Here is a 17,590-nt window from a genome sequence, read left to right as displayed (position 1 = left end):
ATCATGCCTCCGGCAGGAAGGCGCGGTCGAGGATGTCCATCAGGCCCTCATAGGTGACGTCGCGCGGGTTGGGGCGGGTCTGGCGAAAATTGGTCATGCCGTCGCGGGCCAGTGGATCCATGGCGCTGCGCGGCACGTCCAGATCGTCCAGATGTACCGGGATGCCGATGTCGCGCGAGAGGCTTTCCACCGCCGCGATCGCCCGCTCCGCAGCTGCACGCAGCGGCAGGCCTTCCACGGGCTCGCCCAATGCGATCGCGATGTCGCGATAGCGCGGCAAGGCGGCGACCAGATTCCACCGCATCACATGGGGCAGCAGCACCGCATTGGCGATGCCGTGGGCGATGTTGAACTGCCCGCCCAGCGGCATGGCGAGGCCGTGCACCATGCCGGTGGCGGCGCTGCCGAACGCGAGGCCGGCATAGAGGCTGGCGCTCAGCATGGCTTCGCGCGCCGCGATGTTCTGGCCGTAGAAAACCGCGGTGCGCAGGTTCTCGCCGATCATCCGGATCGCCTTCAGGGCGAAGTCGTCGGTCAACGGCTGGGCGAAGCGGGAGACATAGGCTTCGATGGCGTGGGTCAGTGCATCCATGCCGGTGGCGGCGGTGGTGAAGGCCGGCAGGCCGAGGGTCAATTCGGGATCCAGGATCGCGGTATCGGCCAGCAGGTGCCGGCTGACGATGCCCTTCTTGGTGTGCTGCGCCTTCAGGCTGAGCACGGCAACGTTGGTCACCTCGCTGCCGGTGCCGGCGGTGGTGGGAATGAGGATCTTCGGGACGCCGGGGTTCACCACCTTGTCGATGCCGAGATAGGCTTCCACATCGCCGGGATTGTTGACCATCACGGCCGCACACTTGGCGGTGTCGAGCGCGCTGCCACCGCCGAGGCCGATGATGAGATCGCATCTGGAGGCGCGGACGCGCTCGGCACACACGATCACCGTCTCGATGCTCGGGTCCGGCTCCACGTCCGCGAAAACCTCGATCTCGCGGCCCTGGAGCAGGTTCAGAACCCGTTCCGCGATGCCCGCCTTCACGAGGCCGGGGTCCGTCACAAGCATGATCTTCCGGCTGCCGAGGCGATCCACCTCGTCAGCCAATTGGTTGAGCGAACCGCACCCCTGGATCAGTCTCTGGATGGCGGTGAAGACGGCGATGTCGGACATGATGTTGTTCCGGATGACGGGTAGGGGAAGTCTTGGGCGCGGCGGGGTTCACACCACACCGTCGGCTTTGAGTTGGGCGATCGCCTCCGGGCTCAGGCCCAGGCGCTCGCGCAGGATGTCCTCGGTGTGGAAGCCGAGCGAGGGACCCGCCCAGCGCACCGCTCCGGGGGTCTCCGACAGGCGCGGAGCCACCCCTTGCATGGTGAGGAGGCCATATTCCTCGCTCTCCACGTCCACCACCGCACCGCGTTCGCGGAAATGCGGATCGGCCATGATGCCGGCCGCATCGTTCAGCGGGCCGGACGGGACATCGTGCGTCTTGAGGATGGAGAGCAGTTCCGCGAGCGTCAGGGTGCGCGTCCAGTCGGCGACGATCTCGTCCAGTTCCTGCTGGTTTGCGCCGCGGGCGCGATGGCTGATGTAGCGGGGATCGGTGGCGAGTTGCGGCGCGCCCATGGCCTGCGTCAACCGCGCAAAGATCGCATCCCCGTTGCCGCCGATGAGAACCCATTGGCCATCCGACGTGGGATAAAGATTCGAAGGCGCGATGCCCGGCAGCGTCGTGCCCGTGCGCTGGCGCAAGGAGCCGGTGGCGCTGTATTCGGACAGGACGCTCTCCAGCACGGCGAGCACGCTGTCGGTGATGCCGACATCCACGACTTGTCCCTTGCCGCTGCGGTGGCGCGCCTCCAGCGCCGCCGTCACGCCCAGCGCCGCGAACACGCCCGCCAGAGAGTCGCCGATCGACAGCCCGGCGCGCGGGGGGGGCCGGTCGGCGAAGCCGGCGAGGATCCGCAAGCCCCCCATCGCCTCGGCGATGGCGCCGAAGCCCACGTTGCGATTGTAGGGACCGGTCTGGCCGAAGCCGGAGACCCGGGCGATGATGAGGCGGGGATTGGTTTTCTGTAGGTCATCGGGACCCATGCCCCAGCGCTCCAGCGTGCCGGGGCGGAAATTCTCCACCAGCACATCGGCGTCCTGGATGAGCGTGCGCGCGATCTCCTGGCCGCGCGGATCGCGCAGGTCCAGCGTCACGCTGCGCTTGTTGCGAGCGATCACCGGCCACCAGAGCGACTTGCCGTCCAGCTGGGCGACGCCCCACTGGCGCATCACGTCACCCACCTTGGGCGGCTCAATCTTCACCACGTCGGCGCCGAGATCCCCGAGCAATTGTCCGCAGAACGGTCCGGCAATGAACGAGCCCATTTCTATGACGCGGATGCCGGTCAATGCGCCCTGATTTTCGGATTGAGTCATCATATCTTCCCTACGACTGAATAGCCGCGCACGGTGTGGCCGGAACCGTCGGAAAGCCGGTTCCCCAAATTGCGTGAGCGCACGCCGGTTATGTGTTCGCCGACGGCTTCGATGGCCGCCTGGACGGCGCCGGCACGAATATGTCCGAGAATGGAGCGATGTTCGCTCCAGGAGCGCTCGCGCCCGCTTTCGTCCCACACTTCCAGCCAGCGGGCGCGCGACAAGCGGACCATCAGATCCTCGACCGCACGCATATAGAAACGGTTGCCGCTCAGGCGGGCCAGTTCGACGTGAAAGTCCGAGCCGACGCGATGCCAGTCGGAACGATGGCTGGCGGGCGTGCAGGATGCGAGGATCTCTTCGATCAGATCGATATCCGAAGCCTGGGCGCGCAGGCAGGCCAGCTTCACCACCTCGACCTCGATCACCTGGCGGAATTCGATCGCCTGCTCCAGTTCCGCGAGCGAAATCGGCGTAACCATCCAGCCGCGTTCCTCGCGGGCCACCAGTCCATCCGTTTCCAGGCGCATCAGGGCGGCGCGGATCGGAGTGCGCGAAGCATCGAAGCGGCTTTCCAGGGATCGCTCGCTGAACCTCTCCCCCGGCGCCATGCCGAGCGAGAGGATGATGTCGCGAAGCTGCTCGTAGATCAGGATCATCTGCGACATGGGACGCGCCCTTGTTCCGGTGGCCGCACCGATGCGGCCACCCTGTCCTGTGTTTCGGGGAGGCTCAGAGGAAGCCGATGGAGATCCACGGCACCGCAGCGACCACCAGCAGGCCGGTCAGCAGCGCGAGCAGATATCCGACGATGGGGCCCATCCCCTTGTCCGGGCTGACGCGGCTGATAGCGCACGCGGCGTAATAGCCGACACCGAATGGCGGGGCGAACAGGCCAACGCCCATGGCCAGGATGACCACCATGGCATAATGGACCTCGTGAATGCCCATCTGACGCGCGATCGGAAACAGCAGGGGCCCGAACAGCACGATGGCGGGAATACCTTCCAACACGCTTCCCAGCACGATGAAGGCGACGATGGACACCAGCAAGAAGCTGGTCGAGCCGCCGGGCAGGCTGGCCATGGCGGTGGCGAGCTGGTTCGAGAAGCCTGATTGCGTGAGCGCCCACGCCATGCCGGTGGCGGCGCCGATGATGAACAGGATGGCGCCGGACAGCGCCGCCGTCGCCACCAGCATCGGCATCAGCCGTCGCCACGGGAACTGGCGGTAGACCAGCAAGCCCACCAGCACAGAATAGACGATGCCGATGGTGGAGACCTCGGTGGCCGTGGCGACGCCTTCCACCACCGCCGCCCGGATGAGGAACGGCAAAGCCAAGGCGGGGACCGAAACGATGAAGGCGCGGCCGATATCCTTGCCACTGACGGCCTTGACCTTGCTCAGATCCTCGCCGCGGTAGCGCCACCACACCACCAGGCACAACGTGATGCCCAGCACCGCGCCGGGCAGCATGCCGCCCGTGAACAGCGCGGAAATCGAAACGCCGGTCACGGAGCCGATGGTGATGAGCACAAGGCTCGGCGGAATGGTCTCCGTCTGAGCGCCGGTGGCCGAGAGAAGCGCGACGAGATCGCCTTCCTTGGCGCCGCGGGCCTTCATTTCCGGAAACAGCACCGGGGCCACGGCGGCCATGTCGGCAGCCTTTGAGCCGGAGATGCCCGACACCAGATACATGGCGCCCACCAGCACATAGGACAGCCCGCCCTTCACGTGCCCCAGGAGGCTGGCGAGGAAGCCGACCATGGCGCGGGCCATGCCCGTCATCTCGATCAGCAGGCCGAGGAAGACGAACAGCGGCACCGACAGCAGGATGAGGTGGCTCATCCCCTCGTCCATGCGCCCCACCAGCACGATCATGGGGGTGCGGGTGGTGAGGTAGAGATAGCCGAAGGTGGCGAGGCCGAACGCGAAGGCGATGGGCACGCCGGCGAACACCAGCATGGCGACGATGCCCACGAAGAAGATGAGCAGGTTGAGATTGCCCAGGGGCCGCAGCGCGGGTTCAAGGGCCATCAGGACGACGGTGATCGCCACGACCGTCGCGACCGCCGCAAGCGCGCAGCGCCAATTGGCGACGCGCGAGAATTGCAACAGGCCGAAGATCACCATTAGCGTCATGCCGGTGGGCAGCGCCGCCGCCCGCCACGCATTGACGATCGAGAGCGCGGGCGTCTCGATGAAGGTTTCCTCATAGGCGAACTCGAAGGCCGGCCGGCACATCACGCAGAGGAAAACCATCGCCGCGGCCAGCGCGACCAGTTCGAAATAGGCCCGCGCCGAGGGCCCCAGGACGCCGACGAAGGCGGTCATGCGCATGTGCTCGCCGCGCCAGAAGGCGACGACGGCGCCCAGCATGGCAAGCCAGAGGAACAGGATGGACGCCAATTCGTCCGACCAAACCAGGGGCTGGTGCAGCACGTAGCGCGAGACCACACCGGCAAACAGAATGGCCACTTCGGCGACGACCAGCAGGGCGACCGCCACTTCCACTATCCCCCGCAGGCCACGCTCCGCGCGAGCCACCGCCGACATGTCGGCGGCGCTCATCTCGGGGATGGCGGCGGTATCGAGATTGACCGTAGACATGGCGATCCCCTCCCCGCGTCAGAGAGGACCGACGACGTCTTGCAGCTTGTTCCAGGCTTCGTCGCCGAACTTGCCGCGCCAGTCCGTGTAGAAGCTGGTCTTGCGCAGGGCGTCTCGGAATGCGGTGCGATCCACGTCCACGAACTGGAGCCCCTTGCCCTGCAGGTCCGTGCGCAGGGAATCGCTGAGGCGCACCACGTCGGCGCGCTGCTCGACGGCGGACTTGTTCAGCTCGGCCATGACGATGTCGCGCAGATCGGCCGGCAGGCCCTGGAAGGCGCGGCGGCTGCCGAGGATCCAGAAGCCGTCCCACACGTGGTCGGTCATGGAAACGCTGGTCTGCACCTCATAGAGCTTGGTGGTGTAGATGAGCGGGAGGGCATTCTCCTGCCCCTCGACCACGCGGGTCTGCAGCGCGGAATAGACTTCGTTGAAGTTGATCGGAGATGGGCTCGCGCCCAATGCCTGGAACAGGGAGGTCAGCATCGGCGCCACCGGCACCCGGATCTTAAAGCCCTGGAGATCGGCAGGCCCGACAATCTTGCGCCCAGAGGACGTGACCTGACGAAAGCCGTTGTTCCAGATCTTGTCAGCGACCACCAACCCCGACTTTGTAATCTGCGCGCGCACCAGATCGCCGAAAGCACCGTCCATGGCCTTCCAGACGTGGTCATAGTCGGGAAAGGCGAACCCGGTGTTGAGCATCCCGCTCAACGGCACCAGCGTCGCGACGATCGACGAAGAGATGTTCAGCAGATCGACGCCGCCGCTACGCACCTGGGAGATCAGGTCGGTGTCGGAGCCGAGCTGGTTCGCGGGGAACAGGCTGATGTCGACACGCCCTCCGGTGGCTTCGCGGATGCGCTTGATGGCTTCCGCCGCGCGCACGTTCACCGGATGCGTCGGATCCTGCCCGGTGGCGAACTTCCAGGTGAACTCGGCCGCCTCGCCGCGCTTGCCAATGATGGAAACCAGGGGAATAGCTGCCGCCGCGGTCAAAAGAGAACGCCGTGAAATATTAAGCGTTTTCATTCCGATACACCTCCCTATATTGCATATTTACTCGTACGCCGCGAGCGCGACGCGAGATATTTTTATTTAATACGAATTCTTACTTCGGATTTTTACATCGGTACCGTGATTTTTCGGGATGCAGATAGGTATCCCATTTGGGATCCCATTGTCAAATCCAGAACCTGGGACGAGCAAAATCGGGAAACCATCAACAGGGACGGGATATTTTATATAGATTTCGCAAAAGGTTAGTCGCATTTTTCGTCCTGGCGGGCAGCGGTGACGCGCCGCCTGGAGCGCCCTCTGGTGCAAGCCAGGTGACCGTCCCAAGCAGGCATCACGTGCCGCGCCGAGGAGATGCGAAGCTGGCCAAGATCGTCGGCAGTCCTTATAAGGCCGGCGCGCGTGGTGCACGCTGTGCTGCCTGCGATGGAGCCTTCCTCAGTGTCCATGAACGATTACGTCCAGCGTATCCTGTCCGCCCGCGTCTATGACGTCGCCATAGAAAGCCCGCTCGATCCGATGCCGCGCCTCTCCGAGCGGCTCGGCGCCCAGGTCCATCTCAAACGCGAGGATCTACAGCCGGTTTTCTCATTCAAGCTGCGTGGCGCCTACAACAAGCTTGTGAGACTGCCGCGCGAGGTCCTGGACCGAGGCGTGATTTGCGCGTCCGCGGGCAACCATGCGCAAGGCGTCGCGCTGGCGGCCAAGAAGCTTGGCGTTGATGCGATCATCGTGATGCCGCGGACGACGCCGACCATCAAGATCGAAGCGGTGAAACGGCTCGGCGGCACCGTGGTGCTGCACGGGGATGCCTTCGATGAAGCACAACTGAAAGCCCGGGAAATCCAGGCCGAGCGCCACTTGACCTTCATCCATCCGTTCGACGACCCCGACGTGATCGCCGGCCAGGGAACGCTGGGCATGGAGATTCTGCGCCAGCACCCCGATCCCATCGAGGCGATCTTCGTGCCGATCGGCGGCGGCGGGCTCGCTGCCGGCGTTGCGGCCTTCGTGAAGTTCCTGAGCCCGTCCACCAAGGTCATCGGCGTCGAGCCGACCGATGCGGCCAGCATGAGCGCGGCGCTCGCCGCCGGTGAACTGGTCATGCTCGACCAGGTGGGCCTGTTCGCCGATGGCGTCGCGGTGCGCCAGGTCGGGCGGGAGACCTTCCGCCTCTGCCGGGAATTCCTCGACGAGGTGGTCACCGCCGACACCGACGCGATCTGCGCCGCCATCAAGGACATATTCGACGATACGCGGATGATTGCCGAGCCCTCGGGCGCGCTGAGCCTCGCGGGTCTCAAGGCGTATGTGGAGCGTGACGGGGTGCGCACGGGCAGCCTGATTGCCATCAACAGCGGCGCCAACCTCAATTTCGACCGCCTGCGGACCATCGCCGAGCGGGCGGAAGTGGGCGAGCATCGCGAAGCGCTCCTGGCCGTCACCATTCCGGAAAAGCCGGGCAGCTACCGGCAGTTCATCAGGGCGCTCGGCACGCGCTCCATCACAGAGTTCAATTATCGCTTCGCCGGCGCGGGTGCACCGGCCCGCATCTTCGTCGGCATCGGCCTTGTGCACGGCGAGAAGGAAAAGCAGGAGGTCATCGCCCTCCTCCGCGACGCCGACTACGAGGTGATTGACCTCAGCGAGAATGAGATGGCGAAGGTCCATGTCCGCTACATGGTGGGCGGCCGCGTGCCAGGGCTGGACAATGAGCTGATCTATCGTTTCGAATTCCCCGAGCGACCGGGCGCGCTCTCCCGCTTCCTGGAGAGCCTCGCGCCGGAATGGAACATCTCGCTGTTCCATTATCGCAATCACGGCGCCGACCACGGCCGCGTTCTCGCCGGAATCCAGGTGCCGCCGGACACGCTGGCGCGTTTTGCGCAATGGCTGGAAACTCTCGGCTATCCCTATTGGAATGAAACCGCCAATCCTGCCTATCGCCAGTTCCTCGCCGGGTAGGAAATTAGCGCGCACGCGAGTCAAGAAAGCCCGGCATCGCTGGGCTCAGGCTTCCCCGGGCGCGGCCGCCTTTGAGTTCTTGTGAAGCAAAAGGACTGATGGGCAAAGAACGGTAAAGTTACAGAAGACTCCCCCGGGTTTCACGAGCTTGGGGGAGTCATCCAGCACTTCCATATTCAGGCCAGGACGTATCCGCCGTTCACGTCCAAGATCGCACCGGTCATGAAGCGGGACGCATCCGAGGCCATGAACAGCACAACGTCGCTAATGTCCTCGAACTCGGCCAGGCGCCCTAAGGGAATCTGCGTCGCCAGAGAATCCCGCTTGCCCTCGCTCGGCAGCAGATCGCCGACCCGGTCGCCGTTCACCGGACCCGGCGCGATGGTATTCACCAATATTCCTTTCGAGGCATACTCAATCGCCAGATGCCGGCTCAGCCCGAACACACCGGCCTTCGCAGCGGTATAGGACGCGCCAAGCAAAGGACTGGTGCTTCGGCCGGCATTGGACGAGAAATTGATGATGCGGCCGCATCCCTGCGCGATCATGTGCGGGATGACGTGTTTGGCGCACAGGAAACTCCCCTTGAGGTTCGACTCGAGGACCAAATCCCATTCTTCCTCCGGGGTCTCGTGGGTGGCCCGGAACGCCTGCCCATAGCCCCCTGCCCCATTGACCAGAACGTCGATGCGTCCCCCGAACGCAAAGGCGCGCGCGACCATTTCGGCGACCGAGGCTTCGGTGCGCACGTCCACCCGGACCGCCTCGCCGGCACCGCCGCCCGCGCGGATGAGATCGACCGTCTCCTGGGCGCGTTCCTCGACAAGATCGGCAACCACGACGGCGTCGCCCTGGCGGGCGAAAGCTTGCGCCACGGTGCGGCCGATGCCGCGTCCCGATCCGGTGACGATGATGGTTCTCTGGCCGTCCATGATGATGTCCTCATGCCCTTTCGACGCGGAGCGCGGGCGTTCGGCTGCGCGATGCGCCCCGCCACTTCCGTTGATCTCTATTGAACCGCCGCAGCTGGATAAATGCTGGCGGAGGTGAACACTGTGGTGCGGACCGCTCACCAATGCCGGACCACCGAGGCTTGTTTCGGCATCCCGTCATGCTGAAAAAACAGCGGTCGTGCCCCCATCGACCGACAGCACAGCCCCGGTCACGAAATCCGCTTCCGGCGCGCACAGGAAGGCGATCGCTTCGGCAACGTCCTGCGGCTGGCCCATGCGGCCGACCGGGGCGGCGCCATAGAGCTTGAAGCCGCTCGCGTCTGGTCCGGAAAGATGATCCGCGATCATCGGCGTCGCGATGGTTCCCGGCGCGACGGCATTCACATTGATGCCGTCGCCGGCCAGCTCGGCCGCGAGCACCCGAACGATCTGCACCACGGCCAGCTTCGAGGTCGCATAGGCGCCGAGCCCAACCTTGGGCGCGAACGCCGAGGCCGAGGCGATGATGGCGATCTTCCGGCGTCTCGGCGACACCGCCCCCGTCATCAGCCGCACTGCCTGCTGACAGCAGATCAGCGTGCCCTTGACGTTGACGTCTTGCACCAAGTCCCAGGTATCGAGATCCATGGTCGCGAGGCCGCCGCTTCGCAATATGCCCGCGGCACAGACCAGCGTGTCGAGGCCACCCCAGGCATCGGCGACATCGTCGAAGGCGCCGGCCACCGCCACAGCATCACGGACATCGACGCCATAGGCGCGCGCCGTGCCGCCCGCCTCGGCGATCTCGCGGCGAACCTGCTCCGCCTGCGTCGCGTTCGCGTCGAGAACCGCCACGCACGCGCCGCCGCGGGCGAACAGGCGAGCGGTCTCGCGGCCGATGCCGGAGCCCGCGCCGGTGACCACGATGCGTGTGTCCTGAGGATGGGTCATGATGATCCTGCGCGAAAGCTCATTTGCCGAGGAAGCAGGTGCTGATCCAGGGGAACGCCGCCACCAGCGCGATGGCGATGGCCAGCGCGCCGAGATAGGGGATCATGTTCTTCATCGCCTTGTCGGGTGAGACCCGCGCGATGGCGCAGGCGGTGTAGTAGCCGTAGCCGAACGGCGGCGCGAACAGGCCGAACCCCATGGAAAGCAGCACCACCATCGCATAATGCACCTCGTTGATGCCGATCGCCCGGGCAGCGGGAAACAGCAGCGGGCCGAACAGCACGATGGCCGGGATGCCTTCCAGCGCGCTGCCGAGCACGATGAACAGCAGGATCGAGACCGCGAGGAAGCCGGCCGCCCCGCCCGGCAGGTGGATGAGGAACGCCACCAATTGCCGCGAGAAGCCCGATTGCGTGAGCGCCCACGACATGGCGCCGGCGAGCGCGATGATTAGCAGGATGGCCCCTGACATGGACGCCGTAGCGACCAGGGCGCGGACCACGCGCGCCAGCGGAAAGTGGCGATAAATCACAAGCGAGACGATGACGATGTAAACGATGCCGATGGTCGCCACCTCCGTCGCCGTCGCGATGCCTTCGAGAACGGCCGCCCGGATCAGAAACGGCAGAACCAGTCCCGGCAGCGCGCCGAGCAGAGCCCAGCCGACGGTGCGCGGGTCAAGCCGCGGCGCGGCGTCGCCCGTGTCCTGCCCGAACCGGACATAAACCGCGATGGCAAGCATGAGCGCCGCCAGCGCAGCCGGCAGGAGCCCGCCCGAGAACAAGGCCGAGATGGACACGCCGGTGACTGAGCCGATGATGATGAGCACGAGGCTCGGCGGAATTGTTTCCGCCATCGCGGCGGAGGTCGCGAGGAGCGCCACGAGGTCCCCCTCGGGGGCGCCCCGGCGCTTCATTTCCGGGATCAGCACCGGTCCCACCGCCGCCATGTCGGCGGCCTTGGCTCCGGATATGCCTGAGACGAGATACATCGCCATCAGCAAGACGTAGCCGAGCCCGCCCCGGAACCGCCCGAACAGCAAGGCGAGGAAATCCACCATGCGCTTGGCAAGGCCGGTGCACTCCAGCAGCAGCCCGAGGAAGATGAAGAGCGGAATGGTCAGCAGGATGATGCTCGACATGCCCTCGTGCATCCGTCCGACGATGACGGACGACGGCAGGCGGGTGCAGAACACCATGTACAGCAAAGTCGCCAACCCGAACGAAAAGGCGATGGGAACGCCGATGGCGATGAAGACCGTGACGCCGACCAGGAAGAAAATCAGCAGATTGTAAGTGCCGAGGCCGATCAGCAGCGGTTTCACCGACAGCAGCATGGCGACCAGCAGCAAAGTGGCTGCGACCGCCGCGGCGAACCTCGGCAGCGCGATCGTGCCGGCGGTGCGCAGCACGGTGACGAGGAGCATCAGCGCGACGCTGGTCGCGACGGCGGCAACACCATAGGCGGCGGGTATGCCGAGATCCGCCGACAGGATGGCGTAATCCTGCTCGACCAGCCGCAAGGTCGGCATCACCAGCATCGCCAGGAAGGTTGCGACGCAGACGGTGGCCATAAGATCGACCACGGCGCGCGTCGAAGGTTTTAACCCGCCCAGGAACAAGGCGAGGCGCATGTGCTCGCCCCGCCGGATGGCTCCGACCGATCCCAGCATCCCCAGCCACAGGAAGACCAAAGAAGCAACCTCGTCGCTCCAAGTGACCGGCTGGTTGAGCACGTAGCGGCAGAACACCGTCGTGGTCAGGATTGCGACTTCAACCAGCACAAGCGTCGCGGCGACGACATCGACCACGAGGCCGATGCCATTCTCAAGCCTGAGGGCCGCGATCTGATAGGCGCTGCGGCCCACCATGGCGGCTTCCCCGGTGATATCTTCCTCGGCGGCGATCATCGTCATCCGAGCTTTCCGGTATACTTCTCCAGCGTCGCCCAGGCTTCGTCGCCGTAGCGCTTTTTCCAGTCGGGATAGAAGCTGGTGCTGGAAAGTACCTGGCGGAATGCCGCGCGGTCGGGCTCGATGAAGGTCATGCCCGCGTTCTTGAGCTTGGTGACGATGCTTTCATTGAGGTTGGCAACGTCGCTGCGCTCGGCGATGGCGGCATCGTTGATATGGCGCGCGGTGATCGCCTTCACGTCGTCCGGCAGTGCCTTCCAGGTATCGACATTTCCGATGATCCAAAGGCCGTCCCACATATGGTTGGTCATGGAGACGTATTTCTGGACTTCGTAGAACTTCGCGGAATCGATCAGGGCGAGCGGATTTTCCTGCGCCGCCACGAGATGGGTCTGGAGCGCGGTATAGGTCTCGCCGAAATTTATCCCCTGCGGCGATGCGCCGAACGCCTTGAACAGCGACGTCGAAAGCGCGCTCTGCGGCACGCGCATGGTCAGGCCCTTCAGGTCGTCCGGCGACCTGACCGGCTTCTCACTCGAGGTGATCTGGCGGAAGCCGTTGTCAAACATCTTGTCGCAGACGAACAGATTGGCCTTGTTGATGGCGCGCTTCACCAGCGTGCCCACATCGCCGTCCATCGCCTTCCAGACATCGTCGATGTTGTTGAAGGCGAAGCCAACGCCGTTCAGCGTTGCGAGCGGCACCAGCGAGGAGAGCTGGGCGCCGGCCATCTCGTAGAATTCCACCGCACCCGAGCGCAGTTGCGAGAGCACCTCCAGATCCCCGCCGAGCTGGCTGTTGGCGAACATCTCGATGGAAAGCCGCCCGTTGGTCTCGGTGCGGATCGCGTCGAAAGCGGCCTTGAGCCGCACGTTCATGGGATGGTTTTCAGCCAGATTGCTGGCGAATTTATAGGTGAATTCCGCCGCGCTGGCCGGCCGCCGCAATATTGAGAATGTCGTTACCGCCCCGATGGCGGCAGTGGTGAATGCGCGTCGCGTTAAATTATTCATTTGTTCCTCCCATTATATTTGTTGAGCGCCCGGACTTCTGCCGGGCACCGTATCTTTTGGTGCTAGGGAATGATCCGTCGGGCGCGAAGTTCGTCCATGTGCCGGAGGATCATGTCCTCAGTATCGATGGCGTCTACGAAGCCGAACTGGCGGGACTTTGTGGTGCTCGACATCACGTCCCAATCGACGCCGAACGTGTAGGCGGCAAAGGTCCAGTCGGCCACGTCCTGAAAGCGGGTGGGCAGCAATCCATGCCGGCTGACGATGCTGTCCCAGAGCGGCGCTTTGTCAGCCATGAACGCCGGCAGGTCGATGGTCTGGACCGGCCCCGGCTCCATTCCAAAATGGGCAGCGAGGCGGGGCCAGAGATTCTGGTAGCGGAAATAGTCCCCGTTGGTGATGTTGAAGGCTTGGTTGGCGCAGGCCGGGTCCGTCGCCATCCACGTCATGGCGCGAGCAAGCAGGCCCGCGTCCGTGGTCTGTGAAATCGAAGCGAAAGCGCCCGGCTTGCCGGGAAACCGCAACGGCAGGCCGAGTTCGCGCGAGAGCGTCGCATAGACCCCGAGTACCGAGATGATATTGAGCGGATTGCCGAGCGCGAACCCGCACACCAGGTGGGGCCGGACACAGGACCAGGACCAGGGCTTCGCTTCGGCGGCGCGGACGAGAGCATCCTGCTGGTCGTAATAGAAGTTCGGCGGGATGTGGCGCGGATCGGATTCGCGGGCCGGATTCTTGAACGGGCCAAGATGTTGGCCGTAATATTTCGTCCCCTGGACCAGGCACACGTGCTCCAGCTGATCCGCGGTCTCGACGATGGCATCGAGCGCGACCTTGAACATCGCTGCGTTCGGCGGGCATTGCTGGAGAAACGTCGGTGCGTTGGCGAGCGCCGTGTAGAAAACATGGGTGACGTCGGGAATCTGTCGGAAAGCGCTGCGGCACGCGGCGGGATCGCTCAGGTCGGCGGTGACGTAGCGTACGTTCGGCAGATCGCCCTTGCCGCCCCGCGAGACCGAGACGACATCCCAATCGGGCAAGGTCGACAGATGCGCCGCGAGCGCCCGGCCCGTGATGCCGGTACCGCCCAGGATCAGCCCGGTTCGACGTTTCATCCTGCGTCCATCATCTGCGCTCCGTCAGCGGAGTTCTCCCAATGTTTTTGGCGGCGGACGGGGCCGCTTACAATCCAACTTCACGCAACACAGTGTTGAGCTTACGCAGCGATTTTCGCGCGCTCGCGATGGGCGAGGATCAGCAGTGTCAGGTTCCACGCGACGCTCGCGCATAGACCCAAAGCAAGCCCCACCGCCGCACCGAAAACCGGCGCGGCCCGCGTGACGAGCGCCAGCGCGAAGCCGAAGCCGACAAGGCCCAGCTGCGACTTCACGAGCATGGCAGCGCTGACCTGCCAGCCGAGCCGTGGATGCAGGATCAGGACAAGACTGCTCATGGTCAGCGGGAAGACGGTGGCGAGCCCCGCCGCGGAGGGTCCCAGCACGCGACCGATCACCAGCACCGTGCCCACTAGCCCCGCCACCAGGGTGGCGCGGACCGGAATCTCCCACCACCTGCGGGCGGCCCCGCTGCTGCTTCGCGCCCTCGACAGGTGCCGGCTGAGCAAAGCCCCGAGCAGAAAGGCGCCGGTATTCATGGCAAGGGCGCCCGGCAGCGTCCATTCCACCTGCCGCAACAGCAGGGCGGTGCCTGCCCATGCGGCGAGCGCCGCCAGAAGACTGCCGCAGAGGCCGGCGGGGCGGGCGAGCGTGGCATAGACAACGATGAAGGGTGCGGTGGCCGGCAGGCCGGCGAGACCGGCGAGCGCGGTGGCGGCCACGAAGGCGCTGTCGTGGTCCATGGCCAGCAGGACGTAGGACGGACCAGCCGTGATGGGAAGGGAGGCGATCATCGCCGCGCCCAGCGGACCGGTGGCCTCGGCGACCAGGGAGGCCAGGACGACGACCGCGGCGCTCGCGATGAGCTTGGCGGCGATGCCAAGCCAGAAGAGGTCACGCATCGTCGCGGCACACCCAGACTATCCAACTGCCGGACCGGGTTTACGTCCGGATGCAATCGGCGAATATAGGCATTTCAGCAACACAGCGTTCGAGTGGGATCAACGATGGTGCGGACCAGCAGCGACATGGAAGTCTTTGTTGCGGTCGTGGATGGCGGCAGCCTGAGCGCCGGCGCGGGCGCCCTGGAGATGACGCGCTCCGGCGTCTGCCGGCGCCTGGAGCAATTGGAACGCCGGCTGGGCGTGCGGCTCCTCAATCGCACCACCCGCCAGCTTAACCTCACCGAGCCGGGACAGGCCTATCTCACCCACAGCCGGCAGGCTCTGAAAGAGATCGAGAAGGCCGAGCAGGCGGCAATGACCTTCCAGCGCGACCCGCGCGGCATCCTCAAGGTGGTGAGCCCGGTCATGATCGGGCTGCATGTGATCCTGCCGCTGACGCGGGAATTCCTGGCAACCTATTCCGAACTGACACTCAACCTCGTCGTCAGCGACGAGCCGTCCCATTCCATGCAGGATTTCGATGTCATCATCGCCTTCGGGTCACAACCTGACTCGTCCCTGATCTCCCACAAGGTGGCGGAGAGCCGGCGGCTCATCTGCGCCGCGCCGAGCTATCTCGCCGCGCACGGCACGCCGCTCTGTCCGGAGGACCTAGGCGCGCATAATTGCCTGCTGCTCAGCGGCCTTGGCAGCTCGAGCAACGAATGGGCGTTCCGCGGCGAGCAGGGCGTGCAGAACGTGAGGGTGAAAGGCAATTTCGTCGTCAACAACGGCGATGCGCATTATGCCGCTCTGCTGGCGGGGGTGGGGATCGGTCGCGCCACCGATCTGCGGGTGCGGGACGATGTCGCGGCCGGCCGCCTCGTCGTGCTCCTGGATACCTACGCGCCGGACAAGCCGACGCCGATTTACGCGCTCCACCACAGCCGCGAACAGGTTCCGCCGAAGGTGAGATCCTTCATCGACTTCTACAAGCAGCGCCTTTCCGCGAAATCGACAGGCAAGGCCGCCGCTGCGTCATGATCAGCGTTGCGGGGGAGGCAACAGATTGTTGTCACGACTCCCGTTGCACCGTCCTTTCCGCGCTCCCTAATGGAGCCACGCGCAACCCGCCGCGAGACGGCCGGAGCGAGGAAACGCAAGAAAAGGACGCGGCCTATGAAGATCTTCAATCAGCACACCGAGCTGCGGCCGGCGCCGGACTGGCCGGAAGCGATCCGCGATGAACTCGGCACGAATACCTTGAACGGATGCGTCGGCCAGATCCTGGTCTCGGAGAGCGAGCGGGTGCGCGTATGGTCGCTGAGGCTGACGCCGGGAGAGCGGGTTCCGTTCCATCGCCACGTGCTGGACTATTTTTGGACGGTGCTGACCGAGGGCCGAGCCCGTTCGCATTTCGGCGACGGGTCTACGGCGGAAGCATCCTATCGGGCCGGGGACACCAAGCACATGACCTACGGCGCCGGCGAGTTCATGCTGCACGACCTTGAGAACATAGGTTCGACGAACCTCATATTCACCACGGTGGAGTTCCTCGACAGTTCAAACCCGGCCCTGCCATTGCCGGAGCGAATCAAGCGGGCGAAGGCCGCGTAGCGCTTAGGGGATTCCACAGGGAGAGCGGCGGTAGCGGTTTAACGCCACTTGTGAGCCGGCCGAGGCCTGCATGGAGGTCTCCCCGCCGCCCAACCGGCGATCATGGTTGGAAATTTCCCGTTTGGGCCGGCTTAAAAAGGATGCATCTGACCGGTGCGTGCAACTGCGGCGCAACCGGGCAGAAGGGTCTGCCGGCGGCACCTCCGGGCGCGTGCACACAGGCGTGAACGGAAGATAGGTCAAGCTTTTTCACTTTTCCTCCCCCGCAAGCTCAGCTAATCGAAGCGTGGGGTGTGCCGCCTTGCGGCACGCGGGAGGGAAACGGAGAGAGCGGCAGCGTGGGGCTTTGCGTGCGGCACATGGGCCGAAAGCGCAATCTTAACCCTGGTTTGCCAGTCTCTGTCCGCGAAGCTCCTTTGGGGGCGCGAAGAAAGAGGCCGGCATGATGCCCAAACTGTTCAAGACCCTGGCGCTGACCGCCCTGCTTCAGGTCGGTGCCTTCGCGTTCGGTTCCTATGCCATGGCGCAGTCAACGCCGGTGCCGCAGCGCGGCGTTCCGGGCGCCACGCTCGATATCGGCGACCAGCCCGGCCTCGTCCCGCCCGCGGACGACGAGGTGGACATGGACCCGGCCTACAAGCGCCAGCCGGTCTATTTCCGCACCACCGAGGCGCCGGGCACCATCATCATCAGCACCGACGACAAATTCCTGTATCTGGTGGAAGGCAACAACCGCGCGCTGCGCTACGGCATCGGCGTCGGCCGCGACGGCTTCACCTGGAAGGGCCTCGTCACGGTCGTCCGCAAGGCCGAATGGCCCGATTGGACGCCCCCGGCCGAGATGATCCAGCGCCAGCCCTATCTGCCGCGCTTCATGGCCGGCGGTCCCGGCAACCCCATGGGCGCACGCGCGCTCTATCTCGGCGGCACGGTCTACCGCATCCACGGCACCAACCAGCCTGAGACCATCGGCTATGCGGTTTCGTCCGGCTGCTTCCGCCTGGTGAACAGCGAGATCATCGACCTCTACACGCGCGTGCCGGTGGGCACGAAGGTCATCGTGCGGCAGGCGGTCACGCTCTGATACGGCGGCACCGCCCGGTGCCGTGGCAACGGCCGCCGCATCCGCGGCGGCCCCTTCTTCCTTCCAAT

15 protein-coding genes are annotated in these 17,590 nt (G+C 64.9%); 4 read left to right on the top strand and 11 right to left on the bottom strand.

Annotation, left to right across the window (positions count from 1 at the left end):
- Position 1: 1 nt before the first annotated feature.
- From V5F68_RS03920 to V5F68_RS03900, 5 genes are all read right to left on the bottom strand, one after another.
- Positions 2 to 1,165 carry an iron-containing alcohol dehydrogenase gene (locus V5F68_RS03920; RefSeq protein ID WP_394016239.1) on the bottom strand — a complete coding sequence of 388 codons (1,164 nt, stop codon included), beginning with the start codon at positions 1,163 to 1,165 and terminating at the stop codon, positions 2 to 4.
- 48 nt (positions 1,166 to 1,213) lie between these two features.
- Positions 1,214 to 2,422 (bottom strand): CaiB/BaiF CoA transferase family protein, encoded by a 1,209-nt coding sequence (locus tag V5F68_RS03915; RefSeq protein WP_394016240.1) that lies wholly within the window; start codon positions 2,420 to 2,422, stop codon positions 1,214 to 1,216.
- Complete coding sequence (locus V5F68_RS03910; protein WP_394016241.1) at positions 2,422 to 3,090, bottom strand: GntR family transcriptional regulator; 669 nt, start codon at positions 3,088 to 3,090, stop codon at positions 2,422 to 2,424. The genes V5F68_RS03915 and V5F68_RS03910 overlap by 1 nt, the downstream gene beginning before the upstream one ends.
- Positions 3,091 to 3,154: 64 nt before the next feature.
- The gene (locus V5F68_RS03905) at positions 3,155 to 4,993 is read right to left on the bottom strand and encodes a TRAP transporter large permease (protein ID WP_394016262.1); all 1,839 of its coding nucleotides are present in this window, start codon (positions 4,991 to 4,993) and stop codon (positions 3,155 to 3,157) included.
- A 57-nt stretch (positions 4,994 to 5,050) separates the two neighbouring features.
- Positions 5,051 to 6,064: a TRAP transporter substrate-binding protein gene (locus tag V5F68_RS03900; protein ID WP_394016242.1), complete on the bottom strand. Its 1,014-nt coding sequence runs from the start codon at positions 6,062 to 6,064 to the stop codon at positions 5,051 to 5,053.
- A 432-nt stretch (positions 6,065 to 6,496) separates the two neighbouring features.
- Here V5F68_RS03900 and ilvA point away from each other — a divergent pair, with 432 nt between their 5' ends.
- Positions 6,497 to 8,014 carry a threonine ammonia-lyase, biosynthetic gene (gene ilvA / locus V5F68_RS03895; protein WP_509274702.1) on the top strand — a complete coding sequence of 506 codons (1,518 nt, stop codon included), beginning with the start codon at positions 6,497 to 6,499 and terminating at the stop codon, positions 8,012 to 8,014.
- Positions 8,015 to 8,190: 176 nt separating this feature from the next.
- On the opposite strand, the gene V5F68_RS03890 is transcribed toward ilvA, so the two are convergent.
- From V5F68_RS03890 to V5F68_RS03865, 6 genes are all read right to left on the bottom strand, one after another.
- Entirely contained in the window at positions 8,191 to 9,087 is an 897-nt protein-coding gene (locus V5F68_RS03890) for an SDR family NAD(P)-dependent oxidoreductase (protein WP_394016244.1), read from the bottom strand.
- Between the two features lie 36 nt (positions 9,088 to 9,123).
- Complete coding sequence (locus V5F68_RS03885) at positions 9,124 to 9,897, bottom strand: SDR family NAD(P)-dependent oxidoreductase (RefSeq protein ID WP_394016245.1); 774 nt, start codon at positions 9,895 to 9,897, stop codon at positions 9,124 to 9,126.
- A 19-nt stretch (positions 9,898 to 9,916) separates the two neighbouring features.
- Positions 9,917 to 11,812 carry a TRAP transporter large permease gene (locus V5F68_RS03880; RefSeq protein WP_394016246.1) on the bottom strand — a complete coding sequence of 632 codons (1,896 nt, stop codon included), beginning with the start codon at positions 11,810 to 11,812 and terminating at the stop codon, positions 9,917 to 9,919.
- Positions 11,809 to 12,822 (bottom strand): TRAP transporter substrate-binding protein, encoded by a 1,014-nt coding sequence (locus V5F68_RS03875; RefSeq protein ID WP_394016247.1) that lies wholly within the window; start codon positions 12,820 to 12,822, stop codon positions 11,809 to 11,811. Before V5F68_RS03875 ends, V5F68_RS03880 begins: the two co-directional genes overlap by 4 nt.
- Positions 12,823 to 12,884: 62 nt before the next feature.
- Positions 12,885 to 13,937, bottom strand: coding sequence for an SDR family oxidoreductase (locus V5F68_RS03870; RefSeq protein WP_394016248.1), 1,053 nt, complete (start codon positions 13,935 to 13,937; stop codon positions 12,885 to 12,887).
- Between the two features lie 101 nt (positions 13,938 to 14,038).
- Positions 14,039 to 14,839 (bottom strand): hypothetical protein, encoded by an 801-nt coding sequence (locus V5F68_RS03865; RefSeq protein ID WP_394016249.1) that lies wholly within the window; start codon positions 14,837 to 14,839, stop codon positions 14,039 to 14,041.
- A gap of 105 nt (positions 14,840 to 14,944) precedes the next feature.
- On the opposite strand from V5F68_RS03865, the gene V5F68_RS03860 reads away from it, so the two are divergent.
- The 3 genes from V5F68_RS03860 to V5F68_RS03850 all read left to right on the top strand — a co-directional run bounded on the left by V5F68_RS03860 (position 14,945) and on the right by V5F68_RS03850 (position 17,522).
- The gene (locus V5F68_RS03860) at positions 14,945 to 15,865 is read left to right on the top strand and encodes a LysR family transcriptional regulator (protein WP_394016250.1); all 921 of its coding nucleotides are present in this window, start codon (positions 14,945 to 14,947) and stop codon (positions 15,863 to 15,865) included.
- Positions 15,866 to 16,000: 135 nt separating this feature from the next.
- Positions 16,001 to 16,438 (top strand): cupin domain-containing protein, encoded by a 438-nt coding sequence (locus V5F68_RS03855; RefSeq protein ID WP_394016251.1) that lies wholly within the window; start codon positions 16,001 to 16,003, stop codon positions 16,436 to 16,438.
- Positions 16,439 to 16,958: 520 nt separating this feature from the next.
- Positions 16,959 to 17,522, top strand: a complete 564-nt coding sequence (locus tag V5F68_RS03850) for a L,D-transpeptidase (RefSeq protein ID WP_348847197.1) — start codon at positions 16,959 to 16,961, stop codon at positions 17,520 to 17,522.
- The last annotated feature ends 68 nt before the right edge of the window (positions 17,523 to 17,590 follow it).

Origin of the sequence: Roseixanthobacter pseudopolyaromaticivorans (assembly GCF_043195145.2) — a bacterium.
In the GTDB taxonomy this organism is placed as follows: Bacteria; Pseudomonadota; Alphaproteobacteria; order Rhizobiales; family Xanthobacteraceae; genus NCEH01.
Note: the sequence above shows the minus strand (reverse complement) of the source record. Positions and strands in the feature narration are given on the sequence as shown.